Annotated in this window: 16 protein-coding genes and 1 pseudogene; 8 read left to right on the top strand and 9 right to left on the bottom strand. The window is 59.9% G+C overall.

The genetic code is table 11. The features are described from left to right. Positions 1-107: 107 nt before the first annotated feature. Positions 108-707, top strand: coding sequence for a superoxide dismutase (locus ACVWY8_RS03875; protein ID WP_457392986.1), 600 nt, complete (start codon positions 108-110; stop codon positions 705-707). Positions 708-804: 97 nt separating this feature from the next. On the opposite strand, the gene ACVWY8_RS03870 is transcribed toward ACVWY8_RS03875, so the two are convergent. Then, complete coding sequence (locus ACVWY8_RS03870; RefSeq protein WP_457392988.1) at positions 805-2,454, bottom strand: serine/threonine protein kinase; 1,650 nt, start codon at positions 2,452-2,454, stop codon at positions 805-807. A gap of 262 nt (positions 2,455-2,716) precedes the next feature. Between ACVWY8_RS03870 and ACVWY8_RS03865 the strand changes: the two genes are divergently transcribed. Both ACVWY8_RS03865 and glyS read left to right on the top strand, forming a co-directional pair. Continuing rightward, entirely contained in the window at positions 2,717-4,795 is a 2,079-nt protein-coding gene (locus tag ACVWY8_RS03865; protein ID WP_457392990.1) for a cation:proton antiporter domain-containing protein, read from the top strand. Positions 4,796-4,974: 179 nt separating this feature from the next. Then, a complete protein-coding gene (gene glyS, locus ACVWY8_RS03860; RefSeq protein WP_457392992.1) occupies positions 4,975-7,191 on the top strand; it encodes a glycine--tRNA ligase subunit beta in 2,217 nt (738 codons plus the stop codon). Positions 7,192-7,263: 72 nt separating this feature from the next. Here glyS and ACVWY8_RS03855 read toward each other — a convergent pair whose 3' ends face one another. The 3 genes from ACVWY8_RS03855 to ACVWY8_RS03845 all read right to left on the bottom strand — a co-directional run bounded on the left by ACVWY8_RS03855 (position 7,264) and on the right by ACVWY8_RS03845 (position 10,134). Then, on the bottom strand, positions 7,264-8,187 hold the full coding sequence (locus tag ACVWY8_RS03855) for a fructosamine kinase family protein (RefSeq protein WP_457392996.1): 924 nt from the start codon (positions 8,185-8,187) through the stop codon (positions 7,264-7,266). 136 nt (positions 8,188-8,323) lie between these two features. Continuing rightward, positions 8,324-8,617, bottom strand: a complete 294-nt coding sequence (locus tag ACVWY8_RS03850; RefSeq protein WP_457396827.1) for an IS630 transposase-related protein — start codon at positions 8,615-8,617, stop codon at positions 8,324-8,326. 224 nt (positions 8,618-8,841) lie between these two features. Continuing rightward, positions 8,842-10,134 (bottom strand): D-alanyl-D-alanine carboxypeptidase, encoded by a 1,293-nt coding sequence (locus ACVWY8_RS03845; RefSeq protein WP_071818173.1) that lies wholly within the window; start codon positions 10,132-10,134, stop codon positions 8,842-8,844. 629 nt (positions 10,135-10,763) lie between these two features. Here ACVWY8_RS03845 and ACVWY8_RS03840 point away from each other — a divergent pair. The 3 genes from ACVWY8_RS03840 to ACVWY8_RS03830 all read left to right on the top strand — a co-directional run bounded on the left by ACVWY8_RS03840 (position 10,764) and on the right by ACVWY8_RS03830 (position 13,298). Continuing rightward, entirely contained in the window at positions 10,764-11,267 is a 504-nt protein-coding gene (locus ACVWY8_RS03840; RefSeq protein ID WP_414422360.1) for a MarR family winged helix-turn-helix transcriptional regulator, read from the top strand. A gap of 38 nt (positions 11,268-11,305) precedes the next feature. Next, the gene (locus tag ACVWY8_RS03835) at positions 11,306-12,628 is read left to right on the top strand and encodes a dihydroorotase (protein ID WP_457393000.1); all 1,323 of its coding nucleotides are present in this window, start codon (positions 11,306-11,308) and stop codon (positions 12,626-12,628) included. A 268-nt stretch (positions 12,629-12,896) separates the two neighbouring features. Continuing rightward, a complete protein-coding gene (locus ACVWY8_RS03830) occupies positions 12,897-13,298 on the top strand; it encodes a SaoD/DsrE family protein (protein ID WP_414331634.1) in 402 nt (133 codons plus the stop codon). 15 nt (positions 13,299-13,313) lie between these two features. Here ACVWY8_RS03830 and clpB read toward each other — a convergent pair whose 3' ends face one another. The 3 genes from clpB to phoU all read right to left on the bottom strand — a co-directional run bounded on the left by clpB (position 13,314) and on the right by phoU (position 19,150). After that, the gene (gene clpB, locus ACVWY8_RS03825) at positions 13,314-15,956 is read right to left on the bottom strand and encodes an ATP-dependent chaperone ClpB (RefSeq protein WP_414331635.1); all 2,643 of its coding nucleotides are present in this window, start codon (positions 15,954-15,956) and stop codon (positions 13,314-13,316) included. Between the two features lie 199 nt (positions 15,957-16,155). Beyond that, positions 16,156-18,441, bottom strand: coding sequence for a ribonuclease R family protein (locus ACVWY8_RS03820; RefSeq protein ID WP_457393003.1), 2,286 nt, complete (start codon positions 18,439-18,441; stop codon positions 16,156-16,158). A gap of 67 nt (positions 18,442-18,508) precedes the next feature. After that, a complete protein-coding gene (gene phoU / locus ACVWY8_RS03815; protein ID WP_414350183.1) occupies positions 18,509-19,150 on the bottom strand; it encodes a phosphate signaling complex protein PhoU in 642 nt (213 codons plus the stop codon). Between the two features lie 209 nt (positions 19,151-19,359). Here phoU and ACVWY8_RS03810 point away from each other — a divergent pair, with 209 nt between their 5' ends. Further along, positions 19,360-20,688 carry a four-carbon acid sugar kinase family protein gene (locus ACVWY8_RS03810; protein WP_457393005.1) on the top strand — a complete coding sequence of 443 codons (1,329 nt, stop codon included), beginning with the start codon at positions 19,360-19,362 and terminating at the stop codon, positions 20,686-20,688. A 68-nt stretch (positions 20,689-20,756) separates the two neighbouring features. On the opposite strand, the pseudogene ACVWY8_RS03805 reads toward ACVWY8_RS03810, so the two are convergent. Continuing rightward, positions 20,757-20,940: pseudogene (locus ACVWY8_RS03805) on the bottom strand (hypothetical protein); the annotation flags it as partial. 62 nt (positions 20,941-21,002) lie between these two features. Between ACVWY8_RS03805 and ACVWY8_RS03800 the strand changes: the two are divergent. Beyond that, positions 21,003-22,523, top strand: coding sequence for an NAD(P)/FAD-dependent oxidoreductase (locus ACVWY8_RS03800; RefSeq protein ID WP_457393007.1), 1,521 nt, complete (start codon positions 21,003-21,005; stop codon positions 22,521-22,523). Here ACVWY8_RS03800 and treZ read toward each other — a convergent pair. Further along, positions 22,520-24,343 carry a malto-oligosyltrehalose trehalohydrolase gene (gene treZ, locus ACVWY8_RS03795; RefSeq protein WP_457393316.1) on the bottom strand — a complete coding sequence of 608 codons (1,824 nt, stop codon included), beginning with the start codon at positions 24,341-24,343 and terminating at the stop codon, positions 22,520-22,522. The genes ACVWY8_RS03800 and treZ overlap by 4 nt on opposite strands. Positions 24,344-24,362: the final 19 nt, after the last annotated feature.

Here is a 24,362-nt window from a genome sequence, read left to right as displayed (position 1 = left end):
AGTTACACTAAAACTGCAAAGAAAGGTAACGCCTTTTTCTGGTTATCCTGACCCTTCACCGCGTTCTTTCTTGCATTCCTTGCACAAGACACAGAGGACAGACGATTATGGCTTTTGAACTCCCGGCTCTGCCCTATCCTGCCGACGCGCTGAAGCCCTACATGTCGGCAGAAACGTTTTCCTTCCACCACGGCAAGCACCACGCGGCCTACGTAGCCAACCTGAACAAGCTCATCGAGGGCACCGATCTGGCCAACAAGTCTCTGGAAGAAATCATCAAGGCCACCTTTGGGGATCCCAACAAAGCGGGTATCTTCAACAATGCTGCCCAAGTTTGGAACCACACCTTTTTCTGGGAATCCATGAAGCCAGGCGGGGGAGGTGCGCCTACCGGGCCTATTGCCGACAAGATCAACGCCGACTTTGGCGGCTATGACAAGTTTGCAGAAGCCTTCAAGACGGCAGCCGCCACCCAATTTGGCAGCGGTTGGGCCTGGCTGGTGCTGGACAACGGCACCCTGAAGGTCACCAAAACCCCCAATGCCGAAAATCCGCTGGTTCACGGTCAAACGCCCCTGCTCACCTTGGATGTGTGGGAGCACGCCTACTACCTGGATTACCAAAACCGGCGGCCTGACTTCATCAGCGCCTACCTGGAGCACCTGGTGAACTGGGATGCCGCCAATGCCCGGCTGGCTGCCGCCTGACTCCACCTGTTCTGGGATCCCTTGACGGGGGATCCCATCGAGGACTAGCCTCGCGTAGCTTTTTGCGGAGGGATCCTTGTGGATCCCTTTTTTGCGCCTAGTCTTTCCCCAAGCGTTCTCGCTCCTCGCGCAACCGCTCCAGAAAGCCAGGGGTGGGAGGTTGGGTTGGAGGGGCTGCAAGGGGAGCAGAAGTTGGAGCAACCCGGTTCACTTGGGGAAACAAAGGTTGATTGATGGGCTGCGGCGGGAGAGGTTTGGCTGGGACAGGGGCTGGAGAAGGTGGAGCAGGGGGAGGGGGTGTGGGCACTGCAACCGGTCGGGGTGGAGGCACAGCAGGGGCTGGAGGAGGAGGTGACACCTGCTGAGTTGGAGCAGGGGGCTGAGGGGTAGAGGACACTGCCTCTGGAGTTGCCGCTGGCCTGGGTGTGGGCTCGCTTGCGGACTCACCGATTCCCAGATCTGGGGCGGGATCATCCTCAAACACCGGTTTGCCCTCCGGATCCCGTAGCAGCCAGTCCAGCAGAGGTTCAGGAGTGGCTGAGGGATCCCGCTCAGGGTGCTCTGCACCGCCGACTGGAAGGGGGCGTTCGGGGGCAGCAGGCGGTCTTTCGCTGCCTGGGCCCGGATCCAACAGCAGACGCAGGCCCCAGAAGGTGCTCCCCGCAATAACAACAAAAAGGGCTATCCCAGCCCAGAGGGGAAACGGCTTGGCCTCGGGCTCTGCCTGGGTACTGAGCAGGTGTGTGCCCGACTGCCCTGCATCCACCGCCGCCAGGGTGCGCTCGGAGAAGATGGGTGCGGTTGGGGGGGGCGCGAGGGAAGAGCTGGCAGCGCTCTGGGAGTGCAGGGATCCCTCCAATTGGGCGCTGAGAACCTTCATATCTTGGGGCCGCCGGTCGGGATCTTTGGCCAGACAGGAGAGCACCACCTGTTCCAGCTCCAGCGGAATCTCATAGGGCAAATTCGAGCGATCGAAGGGCTGAGGCTGTTGGTAATTGTGGGCCTCGTACCAGCCGGGGAAAGAATCGCTCTTCGGCTGGAGGGGGTGTTGCCCGGTCAACATGCGGTAGAGCACCACGCCAAACGAGTAGATATCCGAGTGGGCATCCAAGGCTTCCCCGCGCACCTGTTCGGGAGAGGCGTAGCGCACCGTACCCAAAAAGCCGGTGGTCTGGGTGCCAAGGGCAAGGGAAACCTCGCTGAGCAGCTTAGCAATGCCGAAATCCAAGATTTTGACGGTTTCCCCCAGGGTTTCATCTTTCAGGACGAAGAGGTTGCTGGGTTTGATGTCGCGATGGATCACCCCCTTGATGAGATGGCCATCCTGCTCAGTCTCCAGGTTGTGGGCGTAATAGAGACCGGCACACACTTGGCGGGCCATCCTCACCACCTGTTGAGGCGGCAGCACCGGCTGCTTGAGCATTAGCTCCCCCAAACTGCGCCCCGTTAGGTATTCCATCACCAGGTAAGGTTGGTCGTTCTCTAGACCGTAATCCAGCACCTTAACAATGGCAGGGTGCTCCCCCAACAACGTGCTGATGCGAATTTCCTGCTGAAAACGTTTGTGCAACTGGCGTCGGGTGTTGTCATCGCTTGCCAAGTTTTGGTGCAACAGCTTGACCGCTACCGGACGGTTGAACAGGCGCGTATCGACTGCCTTGAACACCTGCCCCATGCCGCCCGCTGCAATGCTGTGAACCAGTTGATAGCGCTGGCCGATTACTTTTCCAGGAGCAAGCTGGTGCATAGGCAGCCTAGGAGCATGTACCCTCTGATTTTAATGCGTGTTTCTCGGGAGTTTCTCTTGCCTTTCTCCGGCCATCCCTGCCCAGCAGTCTTCATTCCCAATGTATTTGATGTGCTTTTAAGTACTTATTAAACGCCCTGCCAGTAATTGAAGGCCGGACAAAGTCTGTGGGGCATCGAGAGCTACTTGGATCTGGAGGGATCTGATAGACTCATGCGGGCGCTTTGCCGGGTCTGTTCATTAGCTGTCTGTCGGGTGATTTATGCTGGCTAACTGGCTGCAAATTTCGGGGATCCCTCTAGCCATGATTGGCCCTGTTGAGAATCCGGTGCTGGTGTTTTTGATCATCCTGACCATCATGCTGGTGGCTCCCTTGCTATTTGAGCGGCTGCGCCTGCCGGGGATCATCGGGTTAATCTTGGCTGGGCTGGTGGTGGGGCCCTACGGCTTGGGCATCTTGCGGCGGGACGAGACCATCATCCTGCTGGGCACGGTGGGGCTGTTGTTTCTCATGTTCATGGCGGGGCTGGAGACCAGTCTGGAAGATTTGAAGCTCAATGCCGGGAAGGCCACCCTCTTCGGAGCGCTCACCTTTCTGTTGCCGATGCTCATTGGCACAGTAGCGATGTTGGCCATTGGGTATGGCTTTCTGGCGGCGGTGCTGGTGGCCTCTTGTTTTGCCTCCCATACCCTGATCGGCCTGCCGATCGTCTCCAAGTTGGGCCTGATGCGCCTGCAGACGGTGACGGCAACTTTGGGGGCCACCCTTATCACGAATGTCCTGGCTTTGTTGGTGCTGGCGGTGGTGGTGCGCGCCCACCAAGGGGAGCTGTCGCTGCGCTTTTGGCTGACGTTGATCCCTTCCATTGCCCTCTACACCTTTGCCACCCTGTGGGGGGTGCCTAAGCTGGGCAGTTGGTTCTTTCAACGCTTTGGTCACGACGAGGGAGCAGAGTTTACTTTCGTGATCGCCACTTTGTTTGTGGTGGCCTACGGAGCGGGGTTGATCGGCATTGAGCCGGTGGTGGGAGCCTTTCTGGCCGGGACGGCCATCACCCCTATCATCCCGCCTCTCAGCCCCCTGATGAACCGGATTCAGTTTATCGGCAACACCCTGTTTGTGCCTTTCTTCTTGATCTCGGTGGGGATGCTGATCAATCCCGGTATTCTCTTGGGGGAGCCGCGCACGCTGCTGGTGGGCGGAGTGATGATTGCAGCGGAGGTGGTGAGCAAGTTTCTGGCCGCTTGGATCCCGGCCCAACTGTTTGGCTGGCGCTTTGCCAGCACGATGATCATGTTCGGTTTGTCGATGGCTCAGGCGGCGGCTACCCTGGCGGCGATCACGGTGGCTTTTCAGGTGGAGTTGGTGGATGAGCTGACGGTGAACGGCATCATTGCCATGATCCTCGTGACCTGTGTTGCCTCGCCTTGGATTGTGGCCCGCTGGGGAGAGCAAATGCAGCCCACCGAGGTGGCCGCAGAGTCCACCGAATTGCCCAAGCCGGATTGGGGAGCTCGCGTCTTGGTGCCGGTGGCCAACCCGGATACCGAAAGCAACCTGCTGCAGTTGGCGTTGATTTTGGCCAAAAAGGGCGGGGGAACGCTGCTGCCGCTGCATGTTTTGTCTGACCGTGCTGGGATCTCGCCGGCAGCCCTGGCTCGGCAGGAGCAGTTGTTGACCTTTGCAGAAGCTCTGGCCCACAGCGCCGTGACCCGAGTGGAGCCGATTCGGCGGGTGGATGACTCGGTGGAAAAAGGGATCATTCGCTCGGCGGCGGAACGGCAGGCGACCTTGGTGATCCTGGGCTGGAAGGGCTACTCCACCTATACAGAGAACTTTTTCGGCAGCATCATCGACGCGGTGGTGCGGCAGGTGGGGATCCCAGTGTTGATCACGCGGTTTCCGGTACCCATCGAGACGGCGCGCCGCATCCTCTTGGTTGCACCGGAGCTGGAGGTCTCTCCCGGATCCCTGCAGCAGACCCTTGGGCTGGCGCAGACGCTGGCCGGCGAATTGAAAGCGGGTTTGCAGATCCTGCTGGTGCAAACCCGACCTGGGCGGGAACGCTCCCCAGCCTTGCCGGCAGAAAGCTATGCCCACTTGCCGGTTCAGCGGGTGCAGGGGGGGGTGGTGGCGGAAGTCTTTAAAGCGCTGCAGCCGGGAGATGTGTTGGTGTTGATTCCCAGTGAAACCGGCAACCGGTCGCGCCTGGGCCGAGAGCCGGAGACCATCGCCCGCAACCGACCCAGCCTTCCCATCATCGTGGCGCATTTGCCGCGGGATTCAGCTCATCCCTTGCGCCAAGGAGATGGGGTTCTGGCGGCCGCAGAGCCCACTTGACAGGGATGGCATTGGGGTGTTGTCTGGCGGACTGGAGCTCTTGTCTCAACGACGCCCCGGCTCCCCTGGTAAACTGGGATACCCCAGGTTCGGAGCAGTCGTGAGCCAGAAGGGAGGCCCAGAGCCATAGACTATGTTGATTGAGGAAGTGGGGATAGTGCCCTGCGGAGCACAGGAGTATGGTTGCCTATTTGCTAGAAGTCGGCTGTGAAGAGCTCCCAGCCAGTTTTGTGGATTCGGCTCTGGAGCAGTGGCGAACCGGGATCCCGGCCTCTTTGGCGGAGGCCCATTTGCAAGCGGAGCAGATGCAGCTTTTCGGTACGCCGCGCCGCCTGGCGGTTCTGTTGCAGGGGTTGCCCACCCAGCAGCCGGATCGCACCCTAGAGGTGAAAGGGCCGCCGGTTCAGGTCGCCTACCAAGATGGCCAGCTCACCCCTGCCGGGGAAAAATTTGCCCAAAAACAAGGGGTGGATCCCGGCAGCCTGGAAATCCGGCAAGTGGGCAAGGGATCCTTTGTGTTTGCGGTGCAGCGGGTGCGGGGCCGGCCAACAGCAGCCGTGCTCCAGGAACTGGCACCCGCCTGGATTACCAACTTGAGTGGTGAACGGCTGATGCGCTGGGCCTGCGGGGATCTGAAGTTTCCGCGCCCCATCCGCTGGCTGGTCTCCCTTTGGGATGATCAGGTGCTGCCTTTGCTGCTGCCGACCCACGAGGACAATTCCATGCCGGGCTTGGTGGCGGGGCGGGTGAGCCGGGGGCACCGCGTTTTGGGATCCCAGCAGGTTGTCCTGGAGCGGGCCGAGAGCTACGTTCAGCAAATGCAAGAGGCGGGGGTCAGCCCCGATCCAACAGCGCGAGAGGCATACATTCAGGCTGAGGTGACCAAGCTGGCCAGGCAAGTGAATGGGGAAGCCCAGATCCCTGCTCCTTTGCTGCGGGAGGTGGTGCAGTTGGTGGAGTGGCCGACGGCGGTTTTGGGACGTTTTGAGCCGGAATTTTTGCGCCTGCCGCCGGCGGTGATCGAGACGGTGATGATCATCCACCAACGCTATTTCCCGGTACGGGATGGCCGGGATCCCAGAAAATTGCTGCCCTATTTCATCACCATCTCCAACGGCGACCCCCGGCACTCGGAGCGGATCGGGGCAGGCAACAGCCGTGTGGTGCGGGCGCGCCTGGCGGATGCCCGCTTTTTCTACGAGGAGGATCGGCGGATCCCCTTGGCGCAGCGGGTGGAACGCCTGCAGGCGGTTACTTTTGCCGAAGGGCTGGGCTCCATGCGGGACAAGGTGGAGCGCATCCGCCACATCAGCCGCCTCATTGCCGCTGCCCTGAACTTGGATCCCCAGGAGCAGGCGCTGGTGGATCGCACGGCTTACCTGTGCAAGGCGGATCTGGTTACCCAAATGGTGTACGAATTCCCCGAGCTGCAGGGGATCATGGGAGCCGAGTATGCCCGCCACGACGGTGAGCCGGAGGCGGTGGCCGAGGGGATCGAGCAGCACTACTGGCCTTTGGGGGCGGGGGACGCTTTGCCCAATTCCTTGACCGGGCGGGTGGTGGGCTGGGCGGATCGCCTGGATACCTTGGTGGGCATGTTTCGCTTGGGGCGGATCCCCAGCGGTTCCTCGGATCGCTTTGCCCTGCGGCGGGCCGCCAACAGCCTGGTGCTGGTTGCCTGGGATGCCGGCTGGACTTTTGACTTTAACTCCCTGTTGCAGAGTGTGGTGCAGGACTATGCCGTTCGCGCTGGCGGGCCGCAGGCCTTGGGAGATGTCCACACCTTGCGAGCCTTGCAGGAGTTTTTGGCCCAACGGATACAGACCCTTTTGCAGGAGGAAAAGCGGATTGATTACGACTTGGTCAGGGCCGTAGTGGGGGATCCAGAGTCCGTCAAAACCGAGGATCCCCAGAAGGCCGAACTCACCTTGCGGGCCCTGGGCAACCTGCCCTTGACCCTGCTGCGGGCGGAGTACCTGCAACACCTGCGGGCCACCGGGGAATTGGCGGATCTCTATCCCACCCTCAATCGCTGCGCCCGCCTGGCAGCCCAAGGGGACTTGGACTACGCCGTGGTGGATCCGGCAGCCGCCGTGGATCCCGACCAGTTGCAGGAGGCGGCAGAAAGGGAGTTGTACGAGGCTTGCCAGAAAATCTATCGTCTGGGGGTGGAGCCGGCCCTTCAGGGAGACTTTGTCCCCTTGGTGGAAGCTCTGCAAGCAGCAGCCCCTCAGGTAGCTCAGTTTTTTGAAGCCGTTTTGGTGATGGATCCGGATCCTGTGCGACGGGCCAACCGGCTTAATTTGCTGGGGGTATTGCGCAACCAGTCCCGCCTGTTGGGGGACATGGGGGCTGTGGTTATGGCAGGGGAGTCGTCGCCGGAGAAGACCTCCTAGCTGGCCAATCCAGACACGCTTGGAACCCTCACTCCCGGCCCCTCGGGAGCTTGGGAATGGACATGCAACCTATTATCCAAGGAAGCGCAGACATTGCCGCAAAGCCCGCTGCACCGAGGCCAGGTAGCCCTCTCCAAACAGGTTGAGATGGTTGAGCCAGTGGTAGAGCTGGTAGAGGGGCTTGCGGTGGGGATACCCCTCGTCCAAGGGGTAGGCCTGCTGATAAGCCCGATAGAACTCGGCTGGAAAGCCCCCAAACAATTCTGTCATCGCCAGATCTGTCTCCCGATCCCCGTAGTAGGTGGCCGGATCGAAAATCACTGGGGATCCATCGGGCAAGGCCCCGTAGTTGCCGCCCCACAGATCTCCATGCAACAGAGCGGGTTCTGGCCTGTAATCCTGAAAAAAAGCTTCTAGCTCCGCCATCACCCGCTCTGCGTGAGCCACCCACTCACCCCGGTAGCCTCGCTGACAAGCCAGCCTGACCTGGTAGAGCAGCCGTTGATCCCGGTAGAAGTCCAGCCAGCTCTGCCGCCAACTGTTGATCTGCGGCGTGGAGCCGATGGTGTTGTCGCGCTCCCAACCGTAGCTGCCGTTGGGGGATAGGGTGCGGTGCAACTGGGCCAACTGGGATCCCAATAAACCCGCAGTCTGCGGACGGGGCGAGGTTAGCTCCAGGTATTCCAGCACCAAGTAAGCCTGCTCTCCTACGGATCCCCAGATGATGGGCTGGGGCACGCGAATGGCCTGGGCAGCCGCTAGGGTTTGCAAGCCCGCAGCTTCCGCTGCAAACATCTCCAGCGCCCTTTCTCCCCCACGGGCCAATTTGACGAAGTAGTCTTTTACCCCTTCTGCAAGAGGGTTTTGGGAAGCGCAGGAAAACCGATAGGTGGCGTTGATGCTGCCTCCGCCCACAGAACGATACTGCAGGGGCCGTAAGGGATCCCCTGTTGCTTCTGAAAGGTGCTGGGCGATGGTCTGCCAAAGAGTTTGCATCAGCAGCAAAAGTCAATTGTCGGAGAAAAACAGGTACTTATGGTCATTTCGGGTAGTCATTTCAGGTTAGGGTGAGACGCCTGAGCCATTGCCTGGGCCATTGAGAAAAGCCCTATGGCCCCGTGCATTCAAAGTTTTAGGTGTGGGCGCAGTCTCCTGGTTTAATTGAAATGACCATAACTTTTTTTTGTGCTACTTTCACCTTCTCATTCTCAAGAGCACAGTCAATAGCGCGAGGACTCCGTCCCGCTGGCAGGACGGGTTGGACGCCAGACCGGGCTCTATCCTTCAGTCGAGCTTCTGGGTACTGGTCTCCGTCTTGCTGCAGGGCAGCCGAGTCTATCTTGCGCTTGCGGGTCTTGACTTTTGTCGGCATCAGGTCTTCTCGGTTCAGCCAGCGATAAACTGTTGCACGACTAACCTTGTTCATCCGTGCAACTGCTCCCTTCCTGGACATACCCTATGACTCTCTCTCAGGTCTAAGCTTCCTCCTGAGGTCTACCTCCATGCCTTCTTAGCTGCAGGGCCGTCTCATTCTTAAATGAATTGACCCTGTTCCTAACCTGTGGGGCTCTGGGGTCTTGAGCTTCCGCCTCCTATGGGGAAAGTGGGGGGAGAGCTGTATCTCAAATTAAGTTCGAATTGAGGTCAGCATTAGCGGCGGAGAGGCTCAGAAATGGCCACCACATCCTGCAGAAACTGATCCTGTTGCTGGCGCAAAATGCCCAGGTCGGGGCCTTGGTTGAGCAGGACAAAGTGGATGCCATTCGGCAGCTGCCCCATCGTCATCAGCCGATCCGCAGCGGATCCCACCTGAGCAGCCGTGCCTGGGGGCAAGGTGCGCGCCCGCAGGGTGCTGTGGCCAGTGCCCGCTCTGGGCAAGATCCGAGTCGGATCCCCATCTGTGAAATCTACCAGGTGTTCCCAGAGATGAGCTAGGGCGCGGGGGGAAAGGTACAGCGCTCGCCCTCTTTGCCCCAGGCGAATGTCTTGCTCGGCGGGGGCCATTTGGGAATCCAGGCGGGAAATGGGCTGAGCCACCAACCGCTGCCGCAGGTACTCCAGCAGGGCTGTTTCGCCCCCCAGTTCCGCCAACAGGGCTTCTGCCATGGCTCGGTCGTTGCTGCCATTGAGGATCTGCAACAGGGATCCCAGCCGTAGCGAGGTGTAGCTGGCCAGGCAGTGGGCGTCCGCGGGGAGGGCTGTTAGGACTGACACCGAGCCGCGAATGACAACCGGATGGGGTTGTTGAGTATTGCTGAGGAGTTCTGCCAAACGCTGAGCGCCGCCCAAAGGATCGGGTTGGCCCAGCAAACGGAAGGGGGGCAACACCTTCACATCCCCGTCGATCTGGCGAATGTTGAGGCTATGCAAATGGCGGGCCAGCTCTGCCACATTCGCTTCCGTGAAATAGGGATCCCCGCCACCCACCAGGATCAAATCTCCCGTCAAGCGATGGCCCAACCGATGGCCTGTGGTGTAGAAGCGGGTCTCAAAGCGATGCTCGTAACCCCAAGTCTCCAGGGCCATCAAGCTGATGGCCAACTGATCCAAGGCTCCCACCGGCAAAGGTCGATCCAGCCCATGCTCCGCCAACAGCTCCCCTTCCGGCGTCCAGAGCAGGATCCCCTGTTGAGAGAGCGCTCCCCCTTGGGCCGCCAATCCTTGCAAAAAGCCGGACAAGACCGAAGCGTAAGGAGAATCTTCCCACTGCGGCGATTGGGCGCGGGGCCACCAAGGGGGAAGGCCCGGAGTCCCACTTGGGGAAGGCAGCGGCGGCGGTGGAGTGGGGATGGGGGGGAAGGGATTCTGAGTCAATGTGGGAGACTCGACTTCAGCACCTGTGGGGTTGCTCCAGCAGGCCCCCAAGGCCAAAGCACCAGCTAACGGGATCCCTGCCCAGAGGAGACGACGATGGGGGCGCAACCCCTGTGGGATAAGCGGCATGATGACCTCACAAAGACACTTGCAAAGGACAACGGGCTGGCAAAAGACTTGACGCTACTCTAGTGCCATCCGAACTGCCTTGGCAAATCTCTGTGCCAGCCTTTTCCAGCGTTATCGACTCCGGCCAAGGCAAGCCCATCTTTTGCTTGTCAGGGATCCCAGTCGGCTGTGACGTAAACTACCCGACACCAACCGCTAGGCGGTACGGAGCGGGCTTTTAGTAGCCCTGCAGTTAGCAAGCCAACCACGAGCCTCTGGGGTGGTTTACAGCACCCCCAATCGACCGTTACCAGTGCCTTAAACAACCGTTTCTGGTGTCCGCAGTATTGTTATAGCATTCCTCCCGACACCGACCCTACGGGTACAGTGCGGGGCTCCTGCAATTTCTAGCTGATGGGTAGCCAAAAAATGTTGTATGGCCTGATGGATATCTTTATGGATATCTTTTGCAACTGTAATGGCCGCAGATCGTCTGTTGGCTGTGCAAGGGCTAGGCCGTACTGCAGATCACACAACCTTCTCGGCAAACCGTAAGCTCCTTCTCTCCTTCTCCTCAGTAAAAGATAAAATAGGGCGATTTAGATTCCGAGCATTCCAGGCCGCCGATGGGAAACAGTCAAACCGGGGAGATGGTTCAATCGGAAAAGCAGGCTTTCCTGGAACGGTGGCATGACATTCTCGCCCCCAACTCCCTGGGCTACCGCATTCGGCTGTTGTCTCAATTGGTGCGGCGGAAGTTGCAGTCTCATTTGGAGCCTTTTGGCCTGACCATCTCCCATTGGGTGGTGCTCTGCTGCCTTTGGGAAGAAGACGGGATCCCTACTTCCACTATTTGTGAGCGCTTGCAGCAGTTGGGGGGCACCATGACCGGGGTGTTGGATGGCATGGAAAAACGGGAGCTGATCCGGCGGCAGCGAGATCCTGAGGATCGGCGGATTTGGCGGGTCTACCTCACACCTGCAGGGGAGGAGCTGAAAGACGTTTTACCCCCTCTGATTTGGCAGTTGCGGGAGCAAACCTACGGCTGTCTCAGCCCAGAAGAACAGGCAACCCTCTCGCGGTTGGTGGATCGGCTGATCGCCCATCTGTCAGTGGATCCAGATGCGGCTGTGCTGGCGGAGCCAAGTCAATAGTCTTTATCTTGAGAGCGCCTTTGAGGGAGGGCGGAGCTTTGTCTGGCGATTTGCTGATCCGAAATGCTGAGCTGCTGGTGCCGGAAGGGGATCCCTGGCGGGGGGATGTGCTGGTGCGGGAGGGGCGCATTGCCCAAATCGGCCAAAACCTCTCGCCAGAAGGGGTGGCCAAGGTCATCGACGCCGAGGGCCATACCTTGATGCCGGGGGTGATCGATCCGCAAGTTCACTTCCGCGAGCCGGGCCGAGAGCACAAAGAAGACCTGCAGACGGGATCCTGGGCCTGTGCCCGGGGCGGGGTGACCAGCTTTTTGGAGATGCCCAACACCGACCCGCTGACGATTGACCAAGCGACGCTGGATGACAAGTTGGCCCGTGCAGGCAGCAAGTGTGTGGTCAATTACGGCTTTTTCATCGGGGCCACTGCCGATAACTTAGAAGAGTTGCAAACGGTGCAGGGAGCCTGTGGCATCAAAATCTTCATGGGATCCATGCATGGGCCCCTGTTGGTGGATGATCAGGCGGCGCTGGAGCGGATTTTCGGGGAAACGGATCCCAACTTCTTAATTGCCGTCCATGCTGAAGATCTGTCTCGCATCAAAGCCCGTAAGGCCCTGTTTGCCGGACGCACAGACGTAGCTGTTCACTCGCAAATTCAGGACGAGGAATCGGCCCTGATCGCCTCACGGCGGGCTTTGGACTTGGCCACCCGCTACCGCCATCGGCTGCACATTTTGCACCTCTCCACCGGCCTAGAGGTGGAACTGCTGCGCCAGCACAAGCCGGCCTGGGTGACGGCAGAAGTGACCCCTCAGCACCTGCTGCTCAGCACCGCCGATTACGCCCGGCTGGGATCCCTGGCCCAGATGAACCCCCCCCTGCGGGATCCCCCCAATTCGGAGCAACTGTGGCAGGGGCTGCAGGACGGGATCCTGGATTGCATTGCCACTGACCATGCCCCCCATACTCTGAAAGAAAAGGCTCAGCCCTACCCCCACTCCCCCTCGGGTATGCCGGGAGTAGAGACGGCCTTGCCCCTGATGCTGACTGCAGCGCAGCAGGGCCGCTGCACGCTGGCGCAGGTGGTGCAGTGGATGTGTGAGGCGCCGGCCCGCCTCTACCGGATCCCCAACAAAGGGCGGCTGCAGGTGGGCTACGACGCCGACCTGGTGCTGGTGGATCGCCACACACCCAAACCGGTGCGGCGGGAAGAGCTGCTGACCAAATGCGGCTGGAGTCCCTTCGAGGGCTGGGAATTGGTGGGCTGGCCCCTAGTCACGATCGTGGGCGGACAGATTGCCTTTCAAAACGGCCAGGTGGATCCCTCGGTGCGGGGAAAGGCTCTTCAGTTTCAGCGCTAGCCAGGGATCCCTGCTATCCCGCAAGGGCTTCCGATAGCAGCAGGACAGAAGTGGCGCAGTAGCCTATCCTAGCTTCCCTCTCCCTTTGTGGGAGAGAAGCCAGGCCTGAGGGCGGGATGGCGCAAAAGCATCAGGAACGGTCTCAGGCTGGTTTGCCGATCACCACACACCTCGGCCTGCTGGGTCCGGCAACTCTGGCCCAGAAACTCGTGTTACTCTGAAAATGATAATTACTGATAATCAAAATTGAAAACGGCAAGGGGGCCTCATGAAAGTTGCCTACGTGTTCACTCACCCTCGCTGCGGCACCTATAAGTTGGGCCAGATGATCCTGCCCCAGCTAGAAGCAGGGGTGCATGGAGCGCAGGTGGTGGGCATGTTCTTTTTCGACGACAACTGCTTTGTTTTGCGGCAGGGGGATCCCATTGGCGAGCGCTTGGCCAAAGTTGCCCAAGAGCAAAACATCCTGCTGATGATGTGTGACATGTGCGCTCTGGAGCGCAACCTAGCCGAAGGGGAACCCCGCTGGTGCGACGCTCAAGGACGCGGGCGCAGAGAGCCAGCTCGGTGCGTTCCCAAAAACGTCGTCAAAGGAGTGCAGGTGGGCTGTTTCCCTGACCTCTACGAGGCCTTGAAGGACAACCCACCTGACCAAGTGATTACGCTTTGACGGAAGGACCCCGACTTAGCTGACGGCCACAGCCGCCGGCGGCTCTTGGCTGGGCTGAGAGCCGATCTTGCGGAAGATCAACCGCTCGTTGGCTACATCCACCAAAATGCGGTCGCCGGGTAGGAACTCGTTTTCCAGCAGCTTGGTGGCAATGGGATTTTCGATCTCCCGCTGGATCACCCGCTTCAGGGGACGGGCCCCGAACACGGGGTCGTAGCCCACCTCTGCCAGGTAGTCCTTGGCTTCTTCGGTGAGCAGGATCTCGATTTGCTGATCTGCCAGCAGCTTTTCCACCCGCTGCATTTGCAGGCCGACAATCTGGCGAATTTGCTCTTTGGTGAGGGCGTGGAAGATGATCAGCTCGTCCACCCGGTTGAGGAACTCCGGTCGGAAGTGGTGCCGCAGCATGGCCAGCACCTGAGTTTTCATCTCCTCGTAGCGGCTTTCATCGGCCCCAATTTCCAGGATGAGGTCGCTGCCGATGTTGCTGGTCATGATGATGATGGTGTTTTTGAAGTCCACCGTCCGCCCTTGGGAGTCGGTGATGCGGCCATCGTCCAGCACCTGCAGCAGGATGTTGAAGACATCCGGGTGGGCTTTTTCCACCTCGTCAAACAGCACCACCGAGTAGGGGCGTCGCCGCACCGCCTCGGAGAGCTGCCCGCCTTCTTCGTAGCCCACGTAGCCTGGAGGAGCTCCGATTAGACGAGAGACCGAGTGCTTCTCCATGTACTCGGACATGTCGATGCGCACCATCGCCTCGGAAGTGTCGAAGAGGAACTCCGCCAAAGCACGGGCCAGCTCGGTTTTCCCCACGCCAGTGGGCCCCATGAACAGGAAAGAGCCGATGGGGCGATTGGGATCCTTCATGCCGGCCCGGGCGCGCCGAATGGCTGCCGCTACGGCGGCTACCGCCTCGTCTTGGCCCACCACCCGCTGGTGCAAATGGGCTTCCAGGCGCAGCAGCTTCTGCTTTTCCGACTCCATCAGGCTGGTGACTGGGATCCCGGTCCAGCGGGAGACGATCTCAGCGATATCTTCAGGAGTCACTTGCTCCCGCAGCAGCGGCTCGCCGTTGGTCTGCAGCTTGGCCAGGTGAGCCTCCTGCTCTTGGATTTGCCGCTCCAATTCCATCAGCTTGCCGTACTTGAGCTCGGCAGCGCGGTTGAGGTCATATTTTTGTTCAGCCTGTTCGATTTGAAGCTTGACGGCGTCCCGCTCGGCTTTAAGGCTTTGCAGGCGTTCGATAGCCTCTTTTTCAAATTGCCAGCGAGCATTCAACTCCCGTTGTCGCTCCGTCAGGTTGGCCAGCTCCTGCTCAATTTTGCTGAGGCGATCTCTAGAGGCAGCATCATCTTCTTTTTTCAGGGAGAGCTCCTCCATCTGCAGTTGCATGATGCGCCGGTCGATCTCGTCCAGCTCGACGGGCTTGGAGGTGATCTCCATCTTCAGCTTGGCCGCCGCCTCGTCCACCAGGTCGATGGCTTTGTCGGGCAGGAAGCGCTCGGAGATGTAGCGGTTGGAGAGCACTGCTGCTGCCACCAAGGCGGAGTCGCTGATTTTCACCCCGTGGTGCAGCTCGTAGCGCTCTTTGAGGCCGCGCAGGATGGAGATGGTATCTTCCACCGAAGGCTGATCCACATACACCGGCTGAAAGCGGCGTTCTAGGGCCGCATCTTTTTCGATGTGCTTGCGGTATTCATCCAGGGTGGTGGCGCCGATACAGCGCAACTCGCCCCGCGCCAGCATGGGTTTGAGCAAGTTGCCGGCATCCATGGCCCCTTCGCCGGCCCCGGCGCCGACAACGGTGTGCAACTCGTCGATGAAGAGGATGATCTGGCCTTCGGATTCAGTGACCTCTTTGAGCACAGCTTTGAGGCGGTCTTCAAATTCCCCGCGGTACTTGGCCCCGGCAATGAGAGCGCCCATGTCCAGAGCAATGACTCGCCGGTTTTTCAGAGACTCCGGCACATCTCCCCGGTTGATGCGCTGGGCTAGGCCCTCCACAATGGCTGTTTTCCCCACGCCGGGTTCGCCGATGAGGACGGGGTTGTTTTTGGTGCGGCGGGAGAGCACCTGAATGACGCGGCGGATCTCGTCATCTCGCCCGATCACCGGGTCCAGCTTCCCTTCGCGGGCCGCCTGGGTGAGATCGCGGCCATAGCGCTCCAGGGCTTCGTAGCGGGATTCGGGGTTTTTGTCGGTGACCCGCTGTTTGCCTCGCACCTCTTTGATGACCGGTTTGAGGCGCTCTACCGTCAGGCCCAGGGGTGCCAAGACCCGCTTGCCCACCCGCTCATCTTGCAGGGATCCCAAAAACAAGTGCTCCACCGAGATGAAATCATCGCCGTACTCTTTGCGAAACTCCTCGGCCCGATCCAGGGTGGTTTCCAGGCCGCGACCCAAGTAGAGCTGATCCACCCGCGCCAACTTGGGCTGCTGGTTGATGAAGCTTTCCACTTTATCCCGCACCAGCCTCGGATCGATACCTGCCCGTTGCAGGAGGGTTTGGGTGAGCCCCCCCTCTTGATCCAGAAGGGAGATCAGCAAATGCTCGGTTTCCAACTGTTGCTGCTGGTGCCGCCGGGCCACATCTTGGGATTGGACAATGGCGCTCCAAGCTTTTTCGGTAAATTGGTTGGGATTGGTGGGCTGCATAGGAGTTCGGCAGAGCTTTGCTACTCAGTATAGGAAGGCAATACAGACACAGGGAGCACCCTGGACTCTTTCGGGGCAGTAGAGCTGGGTGCCGGAAGCTCCGGTAGGATCTTCCTGATCTAGGTATCGCCTATTTTGCCAGAGCCAGAGTTCGCAACAACCGTCCTCTCCAGCTGCGATCCATGGAGGGATCCCCGCCTTATTCTTCTTCTTCGTAGGGACGGCCTTCCCCGATTACCGCCAGGTCAATTTGTTGGCGGTAGTAATCCACGTTCTTAATCTGCACCTCCACCCGATCCCCCAGGCGAAACTGGCGCCGACTCTTGCGTCCCACCAGCGCCTGCTGGCGACTGCGGTACTCGTACCAATCGTTTTTCAGGGTGCTGACCCGCACCAAGCCTTCCGCCAAGATGGGATCCACCTGGACAAAAAAGCCGTAGTTCTGGACGCCGATGATCAGGCCGGGGAACACCTCTCCCAGGTGCTTTTGCATGAACTCAGAGCGCTTCAGGCCCATCAGCTCCCGCTCCGCCTGCTGCCGGATCCGGTACCCCTCCTGAATTTTGGGCAGTTGCGCCTGGAGAAACGCCTGCCATTCCTCCTGCACCTTGGGCGGCAACACCTGCCAGTCGATTTGGCCGTAGCCGCTGGGGCCGTGCAGATCCACCACGGTTTTGGAGCGAGAGCTGCGGCGCTCGCGTCCTTTGCTCAGGGCCAGGTGCAGGGCACGCAAATTGAGCAAGTCGGCATAGCGGCGCAAGGGGGCCGTAAAGGTGGCGTAGGGTTCTTTGAGGCCCAACCCAAAATGGCCGAGTTGCTCTTCCAGAGGCTGGAGACGATACTCGACCGGGGGCAAGGTGGCCAGCATCTGCGCCACCAAGGCCGGGCTCGCGCCAGAGGCCAACACATCGGGAGCGGTGATGCGGGCACAAATCCGCTGCCAGTCCGCCAGAGTTACGACAGCGGGATCTTGCAAATTCAGATCCAGCTTCATGGCATTGGCCAGGCGCAAAAAGCTCTGCAGGGCCTCGGCGGCAGGGGCAGGCTGCACGCGGGCCAAAGAAGGGATCCCCAACTGGCGCAAATGGTGGCCCAGGATTTGGTTGGCCAGCAGGAGAATTTCCGTCATCAGGGCATGGGCGCCGAGGCGATCGCTGATCAAGAGGGGGCCGTAGCCGCTTTCATCGGCAGAGTGGGGAGTGAGCAAATCCAACAGGGGCAGGTCAAATCCCCCCGCCTGGTGACGTTTGGCCCGTAGGATCTGGCTAAGGCGCAGCAGGTTTTGCAGCAGGGCCATCAACTCCGGCACGTCTTCGTCGGGGCCCAAGTCGGCGGTGGTGGCCAAAAGAGCCTGCACCTGACCATAGGACAGGTGAGCCCGCGATTGCACCAGGCTGGGGTAAATCTCGAAGTTTTGTACCACCCCTTCTGGGTCGAGGGTCACTAGCAGTGAATAGGCCAAGCGCTCCTGCTGTGGCAACAGAGCCAGGCGGTTGTGCACCTCCGGCGGAAAGAGAGGCAGCACCATCGTATCGAGGTAGACGGTGGCCGTCCGCTGCTGAGCCTCTTGCTCCAAGGGGTGGTCGGGATCCAGCCAATGGGCCACGTCAGCAATGTGGATCCCCAGCAGCCAGTGGTTATCCTCCTGCCGTTGTAGGGAGACGGCCACGTTGGGTTCCAAGCCGTGGGGATGCTGCAGATCCAAAGGCTCCAGAGTGATGCAAAACCAGTCGCGCAGATCGCGGCGGCCCTTTTGGTCAGAGCGGCTGAGCTTTTTGGGCAGAGCTGCTGCTGCCTCCAACACTGGAGCGGGAAACTCCTGCGGTAGGTCGTACTTGCAACAGACCAAATCTGCATCGATGGAGGCCTCTGGGCCGTCGCCCAAAATTTTGCGAATGGTTCCGGTTGGGGGCAGATCCCCCAGCGGGTAGCGATTCACCTCCACATAGGCCACCCGACCTTCCGCCAGCTCGACAGGGGATCCCTCCGTCAGGGCCAGCTCGAACAGCAGCCGGTCATCCAAGGGCACAACCCGAAAACCCTGTTCCGTCTGTTTGAGGCGACCCACTAGGGCAGAATTGGCCCGCTCCACAACGGCCACCACCTCTCCCTCAGGGCTGCGGCGACGGTTGCCATCTTTGGTGACCCGCGCCAACACCTGATCCCCATTCCAAGCGCCGCTGAGGTTGCTGCCGTGGATGTACACATCCTCTACCCCCGGCTCGTCCCGAATGGCGAAGCAGAAGCCTTTGCTGGAACAGCGCAAACGCCCCACCACCAAAGATTCGTCCGGCTTGCGCCGATAGCGAGGGGGATCCCCGGATCGTTCCAGAAACCCAGCCCGCACCAGGCCATCGAGGGCAATCTCCAGCATTTCCGGCGCTTCTGGATCGGCGGACTGCAAGAGGGCAAGAAGAGTATCTTTGTCGGTCAATTGATCGGGAGGCTGAGAGAGAAAATGCTGAAAAATTCGAGAGAAGTCCATTTTGGGTATTGGCAAAAGAGGAGAGAAGAAGAGGGGTTAAGACATCACAAGACCCAACCCGTTGGCGTTAGTCACGCTGGCCGGTGACGATAAAAGCTACCCGCTGACCGATGTTGGTGCTGTGGTCGGCCAGACGCTCCAGGTAACGGATCGCCAGCAACATCAATAGAATAGGCTCGACCGATCCGCGAATGTCAGACTGCTGCGCCAACGTATTGTAAAGGTTGGTGTAATCTTCATCAACGGCGTCGTCTTCCCGCTTCAGTTGTCGGCCCAGGTCGGCGTCCAATTCTGTCAGGGCCACCAGGCTGTGGCTGAGCATTTTCTGGCAGCGCTGCATCATCACGCGAATACGACCCAGCTCCGGGGGCGGCGGGTACATGACCAAGCGCAGGGCCACTTCGGCCAAATCTTTGGCGTAGTCGCCAATCCGCTCCAGATCGCGTACCAGTTGCATCAGGGTACTGATCCAGCGCAGATCCCGCGCCACCGGGGAGCGCAAGGCAATCAAATTAATACAGTCTTTCTCGATTTGACGATAAAAACGGTCAATTTGCTTGTCTTGGGCGATCACCTGTTCGGCGGCGGCCAAGTTCTGTTCAAACAGGGCCTGCTGGGCCAAGACCACCGACTTTTCCACCAGCGCCCCCATGCGCAGCACGTCCTGCTGTACCCGTTTGATGTGAAGTTGCAGCTCGGCTTGCCCCATGGCTTTCTCCCATGAATGTGGGCAGGGGGGAAATGTCTGCAGTCGTTTTGGATTCAACAGAGCCAGTTGATCTCAATCATGGCAAACTTCGCCTGGAATAAGGGCAGAGAAGACGGCCAACTTAGGCGAAGATGAGAACAGCGGTTGCCCTTTGAGGGGGATTCGTCTGTCTGGAGTTCTCGGGTTGCTTTGTCGATTGAGACGGTCTCATGGCTCTCCCCCCTATCGTTGTGTTGGACGATGATCCCACCGGATCCCAAACCGTTCACAGTTGCTTGCTCCTCACCCGCTGGGATCCGCAGACTTTGAAGCTGGGGTTGCAGGATAGCTCGCCAATTCGCTTTATCCTCACCAACACCCGATCCCTGCCGCCGGCCAAGGCCGAAGAGGTGACGCGGTCGGTCTGCCGGGCCCTCAAGCAGGCCATGGGGGAGCTGGGGTGGGAGCGGGCCCTTTTTGTTAGCCGCTCCGACTCGACGCTGCGGGGGCACTACCCCTTGGAAACCGATGTGATGGCAGCGGAGCTGGGGCCTTTTGATGCCCATTTTCTGGTGCCGGCCTTTTTTGAGGGAGGGCGCATCACCCGCAACAGTGTCCACTACCTACGGGTGGGGGAGCGCTGGGTGCCGGTGCATGAGACGGAGTTTGCTCGGGATGCGGTGTTTGGCTACCACCACAGCTATTTGCCGGACTATGTGCAGGAGAAAACCCAGGGGCGGATCCGGGCTGAGCAAGTGGAGCGATTGACCCTAGAGCAGATTCGCGCCGGCTGTCTGGAGCGGCTTTTGAGTCTGGAGGGGAATGTCTGCTGTGTAGTGGATGGAGAAACTCAAGCGGATCTGGATCGGTTTGCCCAAGATGTTTTGGCGGCAGCCTCTCAAGGCAAACGCTTTTTGTTTCGCAGTGCCGCCAGCCTCTTGACGGCTCTGGCCCAATTGCCGCCACAACCCGTTCCCCCGGAACAGATGGGGCAGTTTGTTCGCTCCTCTCAACCGGGGGTGGTGATCGTGGGATCCCATGTGCAAAAGTCCAGCCAGCAGTTGGCCCGCCTTCTGCAGGAGCCAGGGATCCAGGGCATTGAGGTGGAGGTAAAACGCCTGTTGGAGCCGGGGGGAGCGGCCGAGCTGCTGCCAGGGATCCTGGCCCAAGTTCACAGCGCCTATGAGCAGGGTCTGACGCCGGTGGTCTACACCAGCCGAGAGGAACTGACGTTCGAAAAGGACGCCGTAGAAATGCGCCTAGCTTTTGGGCAGAAGGTTTCGCGGTTGTTGATGGGTGTGGTGCAGGGGCTGCCAGAAGGGATCGGCTATCTCATCAGCAAGGGCGGCATCACCTCCAACGACACCCTCAGCGTTGGCCTCAACTTGCCGGCGGTGCGTCTGCTGGGGCAAATTTACCCAGGGATCTCGATGGTGATCACCCCGTCCGATCATCCCCGCTTTCCCAACCTGCCGGTGGTGTTGTTTCCGGGCAATGTCGGCGAGGTGGATACGCTGCTTTTGCTCCACCGTCGCCTCAAAAGTCGGGGCTTGATTTAGGGTGAAGAGGATGGTCTTGTGGGTTCCTGATACATTTACGCTGAACACTGCTGAACATCACTGTTCAACTACGCAGCGATAGCATTCTGTTTGTTTCCAACCAGAATGGCGGTATCCCGCAAAGCTTTGAGTAGAATACCCAAAGCGCAGTTTCCGTGTCGTCTTACTACCAATTTTCTGCTTTGCTTTGGCTACCATGTTGGCAGACTCGAAAGTAAACAGAAAGATCAACTGGTAGTAATCCGTACTGAACATATTATACATTACTTTCAGTATAGTTGAGCTTATTATTGACTAGAGTCATGCTCCTGCCGATGGCTGAAGTTGTCCCCCCGCCGGAAGCCTTGCCCGCCTCGGATGCCTGGTGGGGATCCCTGCGGCAGAGGCGGAGGGAGTTACCGCCGACAGTCGTGCAGCAGGCTTCCCAGAGCTTGGGCAGCTGGGAGGTGGATGTTGTCATTGCCGGTGGCACCCTGGGGATCTTCTTGGCAGCGGCTTTGGCCAAGCGGGGCTGGCGGGTGATCCTGCTGGAGCGCGGGATCCTGCGGGGGCGGGAGCAGGAGTGGAACACCTCACACCAGGAGCTGCAGGTGTTGTTAGAGCTGGAGCTGCTTACCCCGCCCGAGTGGGAGGCAGTCCAGGTTACCCACTACCCGAGGGGGCGGATTGGCTTTGGGGAGGGCCCCCACTGGTGGGTGGAGGGAGTGCTGAATGTGGGCGTGGATCCAGTCAGCCTCCTGGAGTTCCTCAAGCAGCATTTCCTGGCCTGGGGGGGCCAAGTGTGGGAGCAGACTGCCTTTCAAAGTGCCACCGTTCACCCCGATGGGATCTGCCTCCAGACCACCAAGGGACAGATCCGTGCTCAACTGCTGGTGGATGCCATGGGGCACCGCTCGCCCATCGCGGCCCAGGCTCGCCAAGGGCAGCCGCCAGATAGCGTCTGTCTGGTGGTGGGATCCTGTGCCCAGGGGCTGCCCGACCAACCCACGGGAGATCTCTTCTACAGCTTTACCCCAGCCCAGAACGGCTACCAGCCCTTTTGGGAAGCTTTCCCTGCCCGCGATGGGCGCACCACCTATCTTTTTACCTACTGCGACCGGGATCCCCGGCGGCCTAGTCTAGAGCAGCTCTGGCGGGATTACTGCCGGCTGCTGCCAGCCTACCAGGGGGTGGAGCTGGCCCAGATCCGCTGGGTGCGCAAGCTATGTGGCGTTTTCCCCGCCTACCGCCGCAGCCCGCTGCAACTGCCCTGGGATCGCCTATTGGCGGTGGGGGATAGCAGTGGCAGCCAGTCGCCTCTAAGCTTTGGCGGCTTTGGCGCCATGTTGCGCCACCTGGATCGCCTACAGCAGGGGATCCACGAGGCCCTGGCGCAACGGCAGTTGAACCAGGCAGCCCTGGCCCTGCTGCAACCCTACCAGCCCAACTTGGCCGTGACCTGGCTATTTCAGAAGGCCATGATTCCCCCTCTGCAGAACAAAAGTTGGGATCCCAATAGCATTAACCGCCTGTTGAGCAGGGTGTTTGCGGCCATGGTTGCCGCTGGCCCCCAGGTGGTGCAGCCCTTTTTGCAGGATGTGGTGCAGTTTGGCGGCTTGGCCCAGGCCCTGTGGGGGGTGACGCGTCGGGATCCTCGGTTGGTGGCCAGACTTTTGCCTCGGTTGGGGTTGCCGGAGCTGGTGGCATGGGCGGGCCACTTTGGCGCCCTTGGCCTCTTCGAGCTGCTGCAAAGGCTAACAGATCGCCCGGAGCCGGAAACCAACCCCCAGGACTACTTCTGGAGACGGCGCCGCGAGGCTTGGCGCTACGGCTGCGGCCGGGATTACCTCTTTTAGGGGTTCTGACCGTACACCGCCACCCCATAGGGCGGTACCTCCACAAGATCTCCTTGGCTTCCGGCGGGCAGAGAGGATCCCTTGCCCAACCACTGGGTCTCACGGCTGTCCAAAAGTTTTTCCCAGGTGCCGCTGGGCCATTGGGTATAGGTGACTGGCTGATCGGGGCTGAAATTGAAAAGGGCAAGCAAAGCCTGGGATCCCTGGCGGCGGTGCAGAGCTAGGCCAGAGTTGGAAAAGAGCTCCACTTCCACCCCGTCCCGCTCCAGATGCTGGAGAGCCGGTTGGGTTTTGCGCAGCCGGATCAGGGTCTGGTACCACTTCCAGAGAACCTGGTGGTGACCGGCCTTTTTCAACTCCCAATTCAGCTTGGAGCGCAAGAAAGTCTCTTCAGCTTGGGGATCCGGCGGCTCTCCCTGCCAGGCAAAGGCGCTGAACTCGCGGCGGCGTCCTTGGCGCACCGCTTCCACCAGGTCGGGATCCCCGTGGCTGACAAAATACAGAAATGGCGCCACTTCCCCATACTCTTCCCCCATAAATAGCAGCGGCAGCATGGGAGCTAGCAGCAGGGCAGCGGCAGCCAATTTGAGGCCCTCGAAAGAGGTGAGCTGGCTAAGGCGCTCTCCCAGCCTGCGGTTGCCCACCTGGTCGTGGTTTTGAATGCAGACAACAAATTGGGATCCCGGTCGCCCAACAGCGGAGTTGCCGTGACGCCTGGCGCGGTAGCAGGAGTACTGGCCAGAATAAACGTAGCTCTCCCGGTAAGCCTTGGCCAGGTGCTCCAATTCGCCAAAGTCCTGGTAGTAGCCTGTCTTTTCCCCGGTAAGCAGGGTGTGAAGTGAGTGGTGGAAGTCATCGCACCACTGGGCATCTAGCCCGTAGCCCCCTTGCTCTCGGGGGGTGATGAGGCGGACATCGTTGAGGTCGCTTTCGGCAATGAGAACCCTGGGCCGGCCAGTGCGAGCTTCTAGGGCATCCACCTGCTCTGCCAATTCCTGCAAGAAGGGGTAGGCGCTGAAGTCGTAGATGGCGTGAACGGCATCCAGGCGCAGCCCATCCAGGTGAAATTCCTCTAGCCAGTACTCGGCGTTTTGTAGGAAAAACTCTCGCACGCCGTCAGAATAGCAGTCGTCGAAGTTGAGGGCATCCCCCCAAGGGGTGTGGTACTTGTCGGTGAAGTAGGGGCCAAAATCCCGCAGGTAGTTCCCCTCCGGCCCCAGGTGGTTGTAGACCACGTCCAAGATGACGGCCAAACCCAGTTGGTGGCAGGCATTGACTAGGGCTTTGAAGCCTGCCGCTCCTCCATAGCTGGTCTGCACCGCGTAGGGGTAGACGCCGTCGTAGCCCCAGTTGCGCTCTCCTGGAAACTGGGCCACCGGCATCAGCTCCAGCACATTCACCCCCAACTCTACCAATTCCGGCAGGCGAGGGATCAGAGCAGCAAAGGTGCCCTCAGGGGTAAAGGTGCCCACATGCAGCTCGTAGAGGATCCACTGAGACAGGGGGATCCCCTTCCACCCCTGATCCTGCCAGTCGAAGTGGGGATCCACCACCCGCGAAGGGCCGTGGACGCCGTAGGGCTGGCAGCGGGAAGCGGGATCCGGCCGCTCCACTACCCCTGCCTGGGTGTGCAGACGGTAGAGATAGTCCACCGGCCCAGGCGGGATCCCGTCCACCTCTGCCTGCCAATAGCCCTGCTCATCCCGCACTAGAGTAAAGCAACGTTGGACAGGGCTGAGCAGCTTCAGCTCCACCTGCTCAACCAAGGGCGCCCACACCGAGAAGTGATAGCAGCCTGAGCCCAGGGGATAGGCGCCCATCCGCCCGGCCTGGAAGAAA

The organism is Thermostichus sp. OS-CIW-32 (assembly GCF_054060415.1).
Note: the sequence above shows the minus strand (reverse complement) of the source record. Positions and strands in the feature narration are given on the sequence as shown.

Excerpts from the sequence above, each read along its gene's own strand:
- ACVWY8_RS03810 (WP_457393005.1), top strand. The coding sequence starts at position 19,360 with ATGGCTCTCCCCCCTATCGTTGTGTTGGACGATGATCCCACCGGATCC.
- ACVWY8_RS03840 (WP_414422360.1), top strand. The coding sequence starts at position 10,764 with ATGGTTCAATCGGAAAAGCAGGCTTTCCTGGAACGGTGGCATGACATT.
- ACVWY8_RS03875 (WP_457392986.1), top strand. The coding sequence starts at position 108 with ATGGCTTTTGAACTCCCGGCTCTGCCCTATCCTGCCGACGCGCTGAAG.
- ACVWY8_RS03800 (WP_457393007.1), top strand. The coding sequence starts at position 21,003 with ATGGCTGAAGTTGTCCCCCCGCCGGAAGCCTTGCCCGCCTCGGATGCC.
- phoU (WP_414350183.1), bottom strand. The coding sequence starts at position 19,150 with ATGGGGCAAGCCGAGCTGCAACTTCACATCAAACGGGTACAGCAGGAC.
- ACVWY8_RS03865 (WP_457392990.1), top strand. The coding sequence starts at position 2,717 with ATGCTGGCTAACTGGCTGCAAATTTCGGGGATCCCTCTAGCCATGATT.
- ACVWY8_RS03850 (WP_457396827.1), bottom strand. The coding sequence starts at position 8,617 with ATGAACAAGGTTAGTCGTGCAACAGTTTATCGCTGGCTGAACCGAGAA.
- glyS (WP_457392992.1), top strand. The coding sequence starts at position 4,975 with ATGGTTGCCTATTTGCTAGAAGTCGGCTGTGAAGAGCTCCCAGCCAGT.
- ACVWY8_RS03870 (WP_457392988.1), bottom strand. The coding sequence starts at position 2,454 with ATGCACCAGCTTGCTCCTGGAAAAGTAATCGGCCAGCGCTATCAACTG.
- ACVWY8_RS03845 (WP_071818173.1), bottom strand. The coding sequence starts at position 10,134 with ATGCCGCTTATCCCACAGGGGTTGCGCCCCCATCGTCGTCTCCTCTGG.
- ACVWY8_RS03855 (WP_457392996.1), bottom strand. The coding sequence starts at position 8,187 with ATGCAAACTCTTTGGCAGACCATCGCCCAGCACCTTTCAGAAGCAACA.
- ACVWY8_RS03830 (WP_414331634.1), top strand. The coding sequence starts at position 12,897 with ATGAAAGTTGCCTACGTGTTCACTCACCCTCGCTGCGGCACCTATAAG.
- ACVWY8_RS03820 (WP_457393003.1), bottom strand. The coding sequence starts at position 18,441 with ATGGACTTCTCTCGAATTTTTCAGCATTTTCTCTCTCAGCCTCCCGAT.
- clpB (WP_414331635.1), bottom strand. The coding sequence starts at position 15,956 with ATGCAGCCCACCAATCCCAACCAATTTACCGAAAAAGCTTGGAGCGCC.
- treZ (WP_457393316.1), bottom strand. The coding sequence starts at position 24,343 with ATGGGCGCCTATCCCCTGGGCTCAGGCTGCTATCACTTCTCGGTGTGG.